The following is a 12509-nucleotide window of genomic DNA, read 5'->3' as shown; positions in this document are numbered from 1 at the left end:
AAACGAAGCCGATTCTCGCAGGCTAACCTTGCTGGAAGCTGGCGTCCTTCAAGGTGATCGTCATCTCCAGCAGATTATAGACCGCCTCATCCTCACGAGCACGCTGCTCCTGCTCGGCCGCCTCCTTGCGGCGCTCCTCCAGCCGGTCGCCCTTGCTGCGTTCCCTCGCCAGACGCGTTTCCTGCGCCTTGCGCGACGCCGCCAGCTGGCGTTCCTCGGCCGATAGACGCGAGAACCGGCCGAGATAGTGTCGCGACAGCCCCCGATGAATGGGATCGAGCGACGTCATCACGCTGGCCGTGAGATCCATGGCAGCGGCGACTTCATCGCGCTGGCGAACGATGATCGCCAGATCGTTCTCGATGATCTTTTCCATGTGCCGCTGGACCGAAACCAGCCGCTTGAGTTTTTTCGATCGGTCCATGTCCGCCATTGTCGATCCTCTATAGGGCGTTGAAGATGACGAAGAAGCCGTCGGCGAACTGGTCGAGCAGCGCAGCGATCGTGAAGTAGACGAGCAATATGCCGCCGGCGAGCGCATAGGGCGTGGAAATGAAGTAGAGAGGGATCTGCGGCGCGAGCTTGTTGATCATGCCGACGACGACGTTGAACAGCATGCCATAGAGGATGAAAGGGCTCGCCAGCCGCAACATGATCTTGAAGGTCGCCGCAAGGGCATCGGTCACACTGATAAGGGATTTCTGCGCACCAACCAGCGTCCCGACCGGTATTGTCGTGTAGGATTCCGCCACCGCCTTGATCATGTAATGATGGAAATCGAGGATGAAGAGCACGAACAGTGCCCCGGTCTGCAGAAGGCTGGTCAGGTTGTTATCCGAACTGTCTTCGAATATGTCGCCGGTCGGGCTCGAGTTGAAAGCGATCGCCATGCTCATGATGGAGCCGGCAAACTGAATGCCGAGCGAATAGATGCGCGCCACCATGCCGAAAACCACACCGGTTATCGTTTCGGAAAAAATCGTCACCAGGTAGACTTCGGGCGCGGCCGTTGCGGGCGGATAGAGCGTGTCCCAGAACATGGGCAAAAGCGCCAGCGATAACGCCAGCGCTATGAAAAGCCTTATCTGCATCGGCAGTCTTGCAGAGGAAAACCCCGGCATGACCATCAGGCAACCGCCAATACGGCAGAATGCCAGGAAAAGCGCCATGACGGCGCCCTGTGGATCGGGGATCATGAAATCGAACCGAGTATCTTGATTTCCGTGCCTTTCGCCAATTCGACGTGAGACAGAACCGGCAGCGTCGCAAACAGCCGCTCGGTGATCATGCGGACATAGGAGCGCGTTTCGGGCAGGGTCACAAGTACAAAAGGCAGGCCCTCGTCCATGAATTCACGGATAACCTTGCTTGCCTCGTTGCTGAACTCTTCAAGATTGCGTGGATCGATGTCGAATTCAATCACATCACCCTTGGCATCGCGCTTGAGCGCCTGCTGGAAGATGAGATCCCACTTGGTACCGATTCGCACGACGCGCAGCACGCCATTGTCGGAAAGGTCGCCGCAGATCTGCTGCGCCATGCGGACACGGACATGCTCGACGATCTGCTCGGCCTTCTTCAGATGTGGCGCGAGTTCGGCCACTGCTTCGAGGATGAGGTGCAGGTTGCGGATGGAGACGCGCTCGGCCAGCAGCAATTTCAGGATGGCCTGCAGGCCGGAATAGGACATGTGCGACGAGCAGATCTCGTCGGCGAGCTTCTTGTATTCCGGATCCAGCCGGTCGATCAGGATCTTGACGTCCTTGAACGACAGAAGCGAAGGCAGGTTGTTGCGGATGACCTCGCTGACATGGGTCAAAAGCGCAGAAATATTGTCGATCGGGTGGAAGCCCTCGCGCTTCAGGTCGTCGACGAAATGTTCGAGGACTGAAACCGCCGGCATGCCGAAAGCGGGTTCGCGAACCTCGTCACCGGGTACCGACGGCTTGTGGCGCTTGCCGGTGATGACCAGCACTTCGCCGACGCGAAGCGTGCTTGCGGCAACAGTCGTGCCATGGATACGGATCTGGTAGGACTTGTCGGGAATGGCGATATCGTCGGTCACCTTGATCTCGGGCACGACGAAGCCATACTGGACGGCAAACTTCTTGCGCATCTTGCTGACGCGGAAAGCCAGTTCCTGATGCGCGCCGAGAAGGCGCGGCGAGACGAGCTTGCCAAGTGCCAGTTCGATTTCCGTGGTGCGCAGGGCGTTCTTGACGGTGTCGCGCTCGACCTCCTGGGTGCGGACAGCCTTCTTTTCCTCTTCCTCGCGCAGAACCTTGTTCTGGGCTTCGATCTGGCGGGGAATGAACCAGCCGCCGGCTGCCAGCAGAAGAGCAAGGCCCGTGAAGGGCAGGAAAGGCAGGCCCGGAACAAGGCCGAGGATGAACATCAGGCCGGCAGCGACCGACATGGCCTTCGGGTAGCCGCTGAGCTGGCCGATGACGGCCGCGTCCGTGGAACCCTGGTTGCCGCCGCGCGTGACGATCAGGCCGGCCGCGAGCGAAACGATCAGCGCCGGGATCTGCGAGACGATACCGTCACCGACGGACAGCTTGACGAAGACGTCGGCAGCCTGACCGATTTCCATGCCATGACGGAAGTAACCGATGATGATGCCGCCGAAGACGTTGATGGCGGTGATCAGCAGGCCGGCGACCGCATCGCCGCGGACGAATTTCGAAGCACCGTCCATCGCGCCGTAAAAGGAACTTTCCTCTTCCAGCTCCTTGCGGCGGCGCTGCGCTTCCTTCTCGTCGATCGTGCCGGCCGACAGGTCGGCGTCGATCGACATCTGCTTGCCGGGAATGGCGTCGAGGGTGAAGCGGGCGCCGACTTCCGCGATACGGGTCGCACCCTTGGTGATGACGATGAAGTTGACGACGATGAGGATCAGGAAGACGATCAGACCGATGACGAAGTCACCAGACATGATGAGGCTGGAGAAGCCGGAAATGACGCCGCCGGCAGCGTTATGACCCTCATGGCCATGCGAGAGGATGGCACGCGTGGTGGCGATGTTGAGCGACAGGCGGATCATTGTCGCGATCAGCAGGATGGTCGGGAATGACGAGAAATCGAGAGGGCGCTGGATCCACAGCGCGACCATGAGGATCAGCACCGACAGCGCGATCGAGAAGGCCAGGCCGATATCGATGAAAATGACCGGAATGGGCAGGAACAGAATGCACAGGATGGCGACAATGCCGATGGCGAACCCGACATCGCGTCCACGCGCGGACACTTTCGGCAGCGGCAAAATGCTAGGAGGGGTGGCCATTTCTGCTCCGTCTCGTCATGAGATTCGGAAACCGCCAGAGGCGCTTTCGCTTGCAACTTCCTTCGACACCGGCGGCCATCGCAACATCCGACGACAGACCGATTTGGCGAAAATCTAGGAAACGAAGCTTGCGTGAGAGTGACCGCGGCAAAGGCCGCACCGCCCCGATCCTGTTGCCGAGCAAGACCTCAGACACCATGCATCAGCTGCAGGGGTGACAAATCGACGATTTTGATATAGAATCGACGAATTATCACAATGTGCAGCTGACCGGCTGTGTGAAATTGTGCGCGATGGTTGCGCAAGGCTAGGCCATGATGAAGGCCGCTGTAGCAAGCAAGAGGCCTCCATCGCAATGACGACGACGTCGACCCTTTCCACATATACGAGCTATCTCATCGTCAACCGGGACATGAAGACGTCCCTGTCGCGTGTGGCAAGCGAAAGCACCGTATCGAGCGATACCGCCTATTACGAAGCCAATATCGGCAAGATCACCAATGCCGACGATTTCGTCGACGACTACCGGCTGTTCTCCTATGCGATGAAGGCCTACGGCCTCGAGGACATGACCTATGCCAAGGCCTTCATGAAGAAGGTCCTGGAGAGCGATCCCAACGATTCTTCGAGCTTTGCCAACTCGCTGACCGACAGCCGGTACGCCGATTTCGCGAAGGCCTACAACTTCTCCGGCGATACCAAGGTCGCCCAGACGACCGCGCAGGCCGACACGGTGACGACCGCCTATCAGGACTCGTTCGATAGCGAAGTGACCAACATCCAGTCCGAGGTTTCGTACTTCAACGCCAATATCGGCAAGGTCGACAATGTCGACGACCTCGTCAACAATGACGAGATGAGAACCTATGTTCTCAATGCCTTTGGCCTTGATGCCACCTATACGTCCAAGAGCTATCTGAAACAGGTCCTGACCAGCGATCTCGACGACCCGGACAGCGTGGCCAACAAGGCCAGCAGCGATTCCTGGAAGCAGCTGGCGGAAGCCTTCAACTTCCAGAGCGACGGCACCGTGGCGGACGGCGAAACCGCACAGACCTCCGACCAGACGGACGATCTGCGGCTGGACTACATCTACACCCAGTCCACCTACCCTTCGAACCTGCTCACCCAGGCAAATCAGGAATACTGGGAAAAGCACGTCGCCGAGGCGACCAGCGCTACCGACATCACCAACGACCCGCGCATGCTCGACTACGTACAGACCGCATTCGGCCTGCGCGATACCATGTTGGCATCGAGCGTGGCGAGCATGATGTACAGCCAGACCTTCGCCGAAACGATCGGCAACACGAAACTGCTGGACTATTTCAATTTCCAGTCGGACGACACGCTTGCCGATGGCGACACGGCGCAGAATGCCGATCAGATCAGCAGTCTGGCATCCATGTACAAGACCAACTTTCAGGGCGACCAGGCCGATGCGGTCAGCGACGCCGTGTCCAACTACACGACGCGGATCGCCAACGTAACCAGCGTCGACGACTTCCTGACCTCCAACGCCGATGACGACGACGAAAACAATAACGGCACCACGGAAATATGGGACGTGGCGCTGCGCGCATATGGCATAGATCCTGACGACGTATCCACCGCCAAGCTGCGCAAGGTGCTCGAGAGCGACGTCGATGACAAGAAGAGCTACGTCAACCAGTTGGGCGATGACCGCTATGTCGAGCTCGCCAAGGCTTTCAATTTTGACAGCGACGGCAATGCGACCACGCCCCTTCTGGCACAGTCGGAGCATGTTACAGCCGACTATGCCAACGAATATCTGAGCCAGAAGACCCGCTTCCTCGACGGCACTGAAGAGACCGATGCCAAGGATGCGGCCAATGACGAGATCGAGTATTACAAGACCCAGATGGAATCGATCACCAATGTCGACCAGCTGGTTTCCAATTCCCGCCTGACCGACTTTCTGGCTGAGAGCCAGGGCATTGACCCCGACAGCGTCACCGAGGATCAATGGAAGCAGATGTTTGATTCCGACCTCGACGACCCCGACAGCTATGTCAACCAGCAGTCCAACAGCAAGTTTGCGGAAATCGTCGCGTCCTTCAACTTCGATTCCGACGGCAATCTCACTCCCGATACGCTCGGTACCGTTCAGCAGCGTGGCGACGTGCTGAAGACGGTCAACAATTACTACGAACAGACGATGGAAGAGGAACAGGGCGATTCCAACGAAGGCGTCCGGCTTGCACTGTATTTCCAGCGCAAGGCACCCGACATCACCAACGCCTACGACATTCTCGGCGATACGGCCCTTCTGCAATTCTTCACGACATCGTTCAGCCTGTCGAGCTACTTCTCCAGCCAGGATCTGGACAAGCAGGCGGCATCCGTCGAGAAGTTCATCGACCTCGACAAGCTTGGCGACCCGGACTACGTGGAAACGCTCGTCCAGCGCTTCACCGCACTCTACGATACCCAGAACAGCACAACGGACTCTCCCGCACTCGATATCCTTCAGGGAACGACGTCGTCATCGATCAGCGCCGACACGCTGCTTGCTGTCGCGCAGCTCAATTCCGGCTGATCGCGAAGTACAGGGACAGACGATCGGGTAAGCCCGCTGGTGTTGTGATCGCGCCCTCCCCTGCCCGTGCCCTCATATTCAAACGAAAACACCGCCCGATCAAATCGGGCGGTGTTTTCGTTTGCTCGGCGCGGGGTCGGCCCCCGTTGATCTCAATTCCAGTCGATGCAGTAACCGAGGAAGCGCTTTGAATCGATCGGATCGTCACCGAGCTTCTTCCTGAGCTTCTTGCGCAGCTTGCTGATATGGCTTTCGACGACGTTCTCCTCGACGTCCTCGTCGAAGATGCCGTAGATGGCCGAGAAGATCTGTGCCTTGGAGACGCGGCGGCCGCGGTTGGCGACCAGATATTCGAGAATGCGGCGCTCGCGGCGCGGCAGCGGGAAGACTTCACCGGCAATCTCGGGATCGCGACCGTCGGAGAAGACCCGGATCGAACCGATATCGGTGTAGTTGGAGATCGCCTGCAGCCGGCGGCGGATGGCAGCGGCGCGAGCAAGGATCTCGCGCGGATGAACCGGCTTCCTGACGACATCGTCGACGCCGGCATCGAAGAGGGCGAGCGTCGCATCGAGCGACGGCTGATCGGAGACGGCGATGACGGGGGCGGTGGAGCGGTCGCGGATCGCGCGGGGCAGATCGCAGGCGCTCTTGGTCTGGCCGATGAGGAAGGCCTCGATGGCGCGGATATCGGCATCGGCTGCCGAGTTGACCCATTCACCGAATTCGACCGGATCGAAGCCCGCGGAAGGAATGCCTTCGCGCCCGAACAGGGATGTATAGCCTTCCGTCACGAGCTCTCGCTCATCAACCACGACGATCATTCACCCATCTCCGAATCAGCCAGTTCATTTGCTGATGCGATGAGTACGAATCGCGGGACTCGGCCACAATTATGGGAAATTGCAGGGACTAATTAATAATTGATTAACCATGCCGGTCCGATTTGCACCACATCTAGTGGGTCAATCGGCCAATCACCACAACTTTCCTGTTGGAATCGGGTGTTGCACGGACGAAACACGAAGGTTCGAATTGACACGCCTCATTGTTGCCAAATCAGCGGCGGGAGCAGAGTCAAGCCGAAAAACACTGTTATCGCCAGTTTCCACCGGCGCAAAATCCGGATGCACCCGAGGTCCATTGACCATAGCCGGACGCCACGAGATTGGCGATCACCCGGCAGACATATTGCTGCTGTGCAGGGTTGTTGTTGGGACCCGCATGATAGCGGGCAACGGCCATCGTCCAGGTCTCGTGCCGATCATAGAGCTCACGTAAAAAACGCGCCGCATAGGCGACGTTTTGCGCCGGATCGAACATATCCTGCAACGAGGCAAAATTCTCGCCGTGATACATGAGATTGATTTGCATGCAGCCGATATCGATCAGCTTGGCACCCTGCCCTCTGGCTGCTGCCACCTGGGCAAAAGCCTCCTGCAGCGAACCCGGGAAATAGGCCTTGCCTTCGACATTCAGCGCGTAAGGGCTGAGCGAGCCCTTGCGGCCGGTCTCGGTCAACCCGACGGAATAGAGTATCCCTTCGGGTATGCCGTATTGGGCCGCCGCATGCTGGATCTGCCTTTCGCAGGCAACGCCCTGCCCGACGGCCGCCCTGCCCGGTTCAGAGATAAACGTGGTCGGGGCGACTATCAGTGCTGCCGACAGCGTTACCCTGAGCCAAACCTTCATCACGACCTCCGGAAGAACTGCCACGCGCGATGACGTCGGTTGTGTCACCCGCGCTACGGCTGAAGCTGCCTCCCTGGCGGCCGCTCTGCTGTTGTTGCTGTTGCTGCTGTGCCTGGCTCATGTCGGAGGACTGTCGCCCACCCGCAGACGTGTCGGCCCCCTTGTCGGAAGAGGACGCGCTCGAAATGCTCACCGTGATCTGGTCGACGCTGTAGCCATGCGCCTTCAGGTTATCCAGCATCGAGGAGCTATCGCTGGTGATCTGCTTGTAGGCCTTGCTGTTTTCCACCGTCAGGTGGATGTTCAACTGCTCGCCTACCATGCGCATGGTCGCCGTGACCTGCCCGAGATCGCCCGGATTGAGTGCGATCGTCAACGTGTTCACCACCTTGCCCGTGCTGGCATAGAGGGCCTCGTTGGAAAGCTTGGCGCTAGGGTCCATGGCTGCCGACCAGTCGGGATCCTGTCCGAAGGCCGTAGCAAGCGACAGCGCGTTGGAACTCGGAGCAAGACCGATATAGCGGCGGCTATCTGTCACGGTCACCATCGACAGATCGATATTGGTCGAGCTGTCGTCGGTGGTCGATTGCGACGTATCCTGAGCGATGGCCTCGGCGAGAGCATTCTTTGCTGCATGGGCAGTATCGGTGGCGGCGGTGGCCACCGCGGTCGCCGAGACGGTGGAGCCGGTCGCAAGCGTGGTGTCGGTACTGTCTGCCGGCATCGACAGGCCCATCGCGCTCGCACGCGTGGCGAGAGTATCGGTGTCGGTCATGGCGGCCATGTCATCAGCCTGAGGCTGGACGGTGCCCACCTGGGCCGTTGCGGCACCGGACTGTCCGCCCTTGACGGCCGCTACGCCGGCCTGTGCGGTCTGGGCAGCGGCGGCACCGGCCTGCGCTGCGGCCAAGGTCGATGCGTCAGGAACAGCCTGTAGGATCGCCAGGACATCCTCCGCAGCGCCGCCATCGCCGGTCTTGCCGCCGTCCGTGGCGTCAGCCCCGTCCTGATCCGTCTCGCCCGTCTTGTCCTTGTCGCCGGCGGTGTTGACCTGCGTCGACTGGCCCTTCGTCGTCGGGACGGCTGCCTGCAGGTCAGCGAGGAGATCGGTCGCAGCAGCAAGGCCTGTATCGGTTGCGGTATCCGTCGTATCGGTCGCCGTGGCCTGCTGGTCAGTGCTCACAGGCAGATCCGTCGATGCATCGGCCGTCGCGGGATCGGCCACCTGGCCAGCCTGACCTGCGGCCTGCGCATTGCCGGCGGTCCCATTGGCGCCGGCGGCACCGGACTTGGTTGAGTTCTTTGCGGTGCTGCTGTCGGTCGATTTCGTGCCGGCGGCGGTGTCGGCGGATTTGTCCTGGCCGGACTTCGCCGTTGCTGCCGAACCGCTGTCGCTGTCGGCATCGTCGGCCTTGGCGCCTTTGTCCTGGTCGTTCCCGTAGGAATTGAGCGTCTTGGCAAAACCGTCATCACCGTTCGACCGCGTTGCCTTGGTCGAAGAGGACGAGCTCGTGTCGGCTTTCGGCGCGACAATCGCATTCACTACATTCATCATTTGTCACCATCCTCCTTCGCGAGGAGCGAATCTATCTCACCCAGCTTGTTCTTGCCTTGCGCAACGAAATCGTCGACCGCCGCGTCCGGCCCTTTCGCAGCAACAGGGGCCGCGCCCTTGGCCGCTATCGCGGCTGGACCGGCGGCCGACGCCGGCGCGGGTGGCACGCCCGACGGCACAGGACCCGCAGCCTTGGCCACGGTCCCGGCTGCGGGAGCATCGTGGGCGCCGGATGCCTGGGCGTTGATATCATCACCGCTGCTTGGCGGCATGGCCACGGGCTTGACGATCTCCTCGCCAATTCGCTGCGCCGCATCGAGCAGGGCCTTGTCGCGGTCGGACAGGCCATCCCGCGGAATGGCCGCAAGATCGCCGATCACCTCAGAAACGTTGGATGACGATACCTTGGAGATCTGCTCGTAAAGCCCCGGCAGCACGGCCATGCCCTTGCCATCCAGCACGGCATTCAACTTGTTCGCCCGTTCGGCAGCGAAACTCGCGAGATCGTATTTGCCCTTAAGCGTCGCCAGCCTCGATATGCGCAAATATAATTCCTGGGCGCGGTCCGCATCCATCAACTCGGCCACTTCAGCCACCCGATCGGTTCCGATGGCCGGCTGACCGGTTACGGCGAGATCGACGAACAGATCGGCAAACTGGCCGGCATAGGGAGAATGGAGGAAGCGGCGCGCATAGCGCACCGAATAGCCGAAGGCCCGTTCGCTATCCTTGAGGGCTACGGCCGCCACGATCGATCGACGCAGCGCCGCCTCTTCGAGAATGGTGCCCGGCGCATCCAATCTGGTTCGGTCGTAGAATGTCAGCGCCTGCCCCGGATTGGCCGCATAGACCACATTTCCGGCGACGAGATTGAGATAGGGGCCGATCGCCGAGCCCTCATATTCGTCGGCGAGACCTGCCAGGGAATTCGAGACCTGGGCGCCCCTGCCGTCGAGATATTTCTGCAGGACGTTGACGACCCGGGCGTCGAGATAGCCCTGGGTATCGCGCGCGGCCAGAAAGTTGAGCGTCGCCGGATTGCCGCCGCTCATGACATAGATGAAGACGGCATCGGCATTGCGCGTGTCGGCCAGCGATGAATTTTCGGCCGTGCGCAACCGGCTGTCCAGCGAATCGAGAAGATAGCGCTGCAGGTCCGCGGCGGAATGATCGCCGCGAACGAGCGAATCCTGCACGAATTGCAGAGAGCGGAGAATCTTGTAGGCATCGAGCGACTGGTCCTGGGCGCGCACGTCGCCGGCCCATGCGGCCATGGCGGCGGCAAGGAACGTCAGACGGGCAAACCAGGGGCTACGAACGAACATCAGCGCTTACCTTGAACCATCGGCGATCAGGATCTCGATGCGGCGGTTTGCCCCGTCGTCGGGATTGTCGGTTGTCTGCGGCCGGCGATCGGCAAAACCCGAAAGCTGCTTGACCCTGCTTTCGTCCAGTCCGCCGCGCATCAGCATGAAATAGGCAGCATGGGCGCGGTCCATCGACAGTGTCCAGTTGTCGTCCTTGCCACCATGATAGGGCTTGCTGTCGGTATGGCCGCGGATCACGATCGAGCCCGGCTTGTTCTTCAGCACCTCGGCGACCTTCTCCATGGCAAGCACCGTCTCGCGGCGCGGCACGGCCGAACCGAGGTCGAACATCGGTGTGGCGACCTGATCGGAAATGCTGAGCAGCAGACCACCTTCGGACGGAGTCACCACGATGCCTTCGGCCAGTTTGCCGGGGACACCGGTCATCGCCTTGACGATCTCGGTCTTCAGTTCCTCGGCCTTCTTGGTTTCTTCCGCAGAAGCCTGATGGGTTTCCTGCTTGTCGGCAGTCTTGTCCGCCTTGCCGACATCCGGCTTGCCGCCGGTCTTGGTGTCCTGGCCCTTGGCTGCGTCTGTCGGATTGCCAGCGGCAGCCGGCTGGAGTGCAGCCATCTGCTGAGCATCCTGCGGCTTGGCATCGGCGGGCGGCTGGGTCTTGGCGTCAGGCTGGTTTTGCGACTGCGCCTCAGCCTTGGCTTCCTTGACCTGTGGTGCGTCGGGCAACTTGCTGTCCTGCGAGACCGCTACGGCACCGGTCTCGCCATTGCTCTGGTTGGCCTGCGCTCCGGCAACCTGCTTGCTCCAGAAATCCGGATCGAAGGGATCGCGATAGGCCTGACCACCGGAGGCACCGGTCGACGGGCCGGAATTGGAGGCACCGCCTTCACCCTTGACGCTGACATTCGCCTGCTGGCCGACTTCCTGTGCAATTTCCGCCAGGACGGCATAGGGGTTCTGGAAGAAGGCATTCTCGGAGAAACTGGTATTGTCGCCGGAAGAGGCGGCGAGATCCTCGCCGGACGCGGCGGCTGCGCCGTTCGTCGACTTGTCTGCCTTGACGTCCGACTTCTGGCCGTCCTGTTCGCCCTGGGCTTCATTTGCCGGGTTCTTGACCCCTTCCGATGCCGGCGTCTCGTCCGTCAGCTTGATCGGGTTGAAGTAGCTGGCGATCGAAGCCTTGGTCTCCTCATTGGAGGCATTGACGAGCCACATGACCAGGAAGAAGGCCATCATTGCCGTCATGAAGTCGGCATAGGCAATCTTCCAGGCGCCGCCATGGGCGCCGTCGTGATCGCCCTTGTGGCGCTTGACGACGATGATCTCGTTCTTGCCGTGATGATGACTTTCACTCATCGATCTGCTCTTCCATCGCTTCGACGCAAGCCTTCAGGCGTGTCACCAGAACCGTGTCGCCGACTTCCAGTTTCATGTCGATTTCCGGCGCATCCGTATAGTCGACCTCGCTGACGAGCGGATCGAGCCGCTTGCGCATCGTGTCGATGAAGGTCTCGGGGCCGGTTATGGCCAGTTTGACTGTGCGGCCCTGCCCTACCTCTTCCGCCACATCCTCGGCGAATTTCGCAGCGGCAACGCGCGCGACCTGATCCTGGACAAAGGGGGTGAGCACATTGGCAACGGCGGTCTCGACGCAGCCGGCCAGGGAAACATGCATCTGCTTGAGAAATTCCTCGACGCGCTGGGCGACGGCCTCTTCATACTTCGCCGCCTGCGCATCCATCTCCTGGCGATGCAGGGTGGCAAGTTCCGCCAGTTGCTCCTCGTGTCGGGCAGCTATTTCCCGCGTCGCAGCCTCATGGCCCTCGGCATAGGCCTTGCTCTTCTCCGCCTCGATATCGATCTCCGGCTCGGAGGATATTTCGGGCATATCGAACGGGCTGTCGGCGAAATCGAAGTCCGAGACAAATTCCTGCGCCTGCGGCTGAGGCTGCGGCGCACCAAAATCCTTCAAGTAACGGGCAAGCGGCACACTCATGAGAGTTTCCTTGACCTGGCCGACATGCGGATAGCGAAAGGGCTTACCGTATAGATTATCAAGAGAACCTCTTCTTCGCACCCTGGCCTTCGAACATG

At 60.3% G+C, this 12509-nt stretch carries 10 protein-coding genes; 1 reads left to right on the top strand and 9 read right to left on the bottom strand.

Annotation, left to right across the window (positions count from 1 at the left end; genetic code table 11):
* Positions 1 to 22 precede the first annotated feature (22 nt).
* Genes NCHU2750_RS01430 through flhA form a run of 3 tightly spaced genes read right to left on the bottom strand, consistent with a single transcriptional unit; the run spans position 23 to position 3283 of the window.
* Positions 23 to 433: a hypothetical protein gene (locus NCHU2750_RS01430; RefSeq protein WP_119938828.1), complete on the bottom strand. Its 411-nt coding sequence runs from the start codon at positions 431 to 433 to the stop codon at positions 23 to 25.
* Between the two features lie 10 nt (positions 434 to 443).
* Positions 444 to 1196 carry a flagellar biosynthetic protein FliR gene (gene fliR / locus NCHU2750_RS01425; protein WP_119938827.1) on the bottom strand — a complete coding sequence of 251 codons (753 nt, stop codon included), beginning with the start codon at positions 1194 to 1196 and terminating at the stop codon, positions 444 to 446.
* Positions 1193 to 3283 (bottom strand): flagellar biosynthesis protein FlhA, encoded by a 2091-nt coding sequence (flhA, locus tag NCHU2750_RS01420; RefSeq protein ID WP_119938826.1) that lies wholly within the window; start codon positions 3281 to 3283, stop codon positions 1193 to 1195. Before flhA ends, fliR begins: the two co-directional genes overlap by 4 nt.
* Before the next feature lie 355 nt (positions 3284 to 3638).
* Here flhA and NCHU2750_RS01415 point away from each other — a divergent pair, with 355 nt between their 5' ends.
* The gene (locus NCHU2750_RS01415) at positions 3639 to 5843 is read left to right on the top strand and encodes a DUF1217 domain-containing protein (RefSeq protein WP_119938825.1); all 2205 of its coding nucleotides are present in this window, start codon (positions 3639 to 3641) and stop codon (positions 5841 to 5843) included.
* A gap of 152 nt (positions 5844 to 5995) precedes the next feature.
* On the opposite strand, the gene rem is transcribed toward NCHU2750_RS01415, so the two are convergent.
* The 6 genes from rem to NCHU2750_RS01385 all read right to left on the bottom strand — a co-directional run bounded on the left by rem (position 5996) and on the right by NCHU2750_RS01385 (position 12411).
* Positions 5996 to 6667, bottom strand: coding sequence for a transcriptional activator Rem (gene rem / locus NCHU2750_RS01410; protein ID WP_119938824.1), 672 nt, complete (start codon positions 6665 to 6667; stop codon positions 5996 to 5998).
* A gap of 271 nt (positions 6668 to 6938) precedes the next feature.
* Complete coding sequence (locus NCHU2750_RS01405) at positions 6939 to 7535, bottom strand: lytic transglycosylase domain-containing protein (protein ID WP_119938823.1); 597 nt, start codon at positions 7533 to 7535, stop codon at positions 6939 to 6941.
* Complete coding sequence (gene fliK, locus NCHU2750_RS01400; RefSeq protein ID WP_119938822.1) at positions 7468 to 9090, bottom strand: flagellar hook-length control protein FliK; 1623 nt, start codon at positions 9088 to 9090, stop codon at positions 7468 to 7470. The genes NCHU2750_RS01405 and fliK overlap by 68 nt, the downstream gene beginning before the upstream one ends.
* Positions 9087 to 10415 (bottom strand): MotC family chemotaxis protein, encoded by a 1329-nt coding sequence (locus NCHU2750_RS01395; RefSeq protein ID WP_119938821.1) that lies wholly within the window; start codon positions 10413 to 10415, stop codon positions 9087 to 9089. Before NCHU2750_RS01395 ends, fliK begins: the two co-directional genes overlap by 4 nt.
* Before the next feature lie 6 nt (positions 10416 to 10421).
* On the bottom strand, positions 10422 to 11771 hold the full coding sequence (locus tag NCHU2750_RS01390; RefSeq protein ID WP_119938820.1) for a MotB family protein: 1350 nt from the start codon (positions 11769 to 11771) through the stop codon (positions 10422 to 10424).
* Positions 11764 to 12411: a hypothetical protein gene (locus NCHU2750_RS01385; RefSeq protein WP_119938819.1), complete on the bottom strand. Its 648-nt coding sequence runs from the start codon at positions 12409 to 12411 to the stop codon at positions 11764 to 11766. The genes NCHU2750_RS01390 and NCHU2750_RS01385 overlap by 8 nt, the downstream gene beginning before the upstream one ends.
* Positions 12412 to 12509 lie beyond the last annotated feature (98 nt).

This window comes from Neorhizobium sp. NCHU2750 (assembly GCF_003597675.1).
Classification (GTDB): domain Bacteria; phylum Pseudomonadota; class Alphaproteobacteria; order Rhizobiales; family Rhizobiaceae; genus Neorhizobium.
This window is presented reverse-complemented; position numbering and strand designations above follow the sequence as displayed.

Coding starts and splice junctions, on each gene's coding strand:
- NCHU2750_RS01430 (WP_119938828.1), bottom strand. CDS start 433: ATGGCGGACATGGACCGATCGAAAAAACTCAAGCGGCTGGTTTCGGTC.
- fliR (WP_119938827.1), bottom strand. CDS start 1,196: ATGATCCCCGATCCACAGGGCGCCGTCATGGCGCTTTTCCTGGCATTC.
- flhA (WP_119938826.1), bottom strand. CDS start 3,283: ATGGCCACCCCTCCTAGCATTTTGCCGCTGCCGAAAGTGTCCGCGCGT.
- NCHU2750_RS01415 (WP_119938825.1), top strand. CDS start 3,639: ATGACGACGACGTCGACCCTTTCCACATATACGAGCTATCTCATCGTC.
- rem (WP_119938824.1), bottom strand. CDS start 6,667: ATGATCGTCGTGGTTGATGAGCGAGAGCTCGTGACGGAAGGCTATACA.
- NCHU2750_RS01405 (WP_119938823.1), bottom strand. CDS start 7,535: ATGAAGGTTTGGCTCAGGGTAACGCTGTCGGCAGCACTGATAGTCGCC.
- fliK (WP_119938822.1), bottom strand. CDS start 9,090: ATGATGAATGTAGTGAATGCGATTGTCGCGCCGAAAGCCGACACGAGC.
- NCHU2750_RS01395 (WP_119938821.1), bottom strand. CDS start 10,415: ATGTTCGTTCGTAGCCCCTGGTTTGCCCGTCTGACGTTCCTTGCCGCC.
- NCHU2750_RS01390 (WP_119938820.1), bottom strand. CDS start 11,771: ATGAGTGAAAGTCATCATCACGGCAAGAACGAGATCATCGTCGTCAAG.
- NCHU2750_RS01385 (WP_119938819.1), bottom strand. CDS start 12,411: ATGAGTGTGCCGCTTGCCCGTTACTTGAAGGATTTTGGTGCGCCGCAG.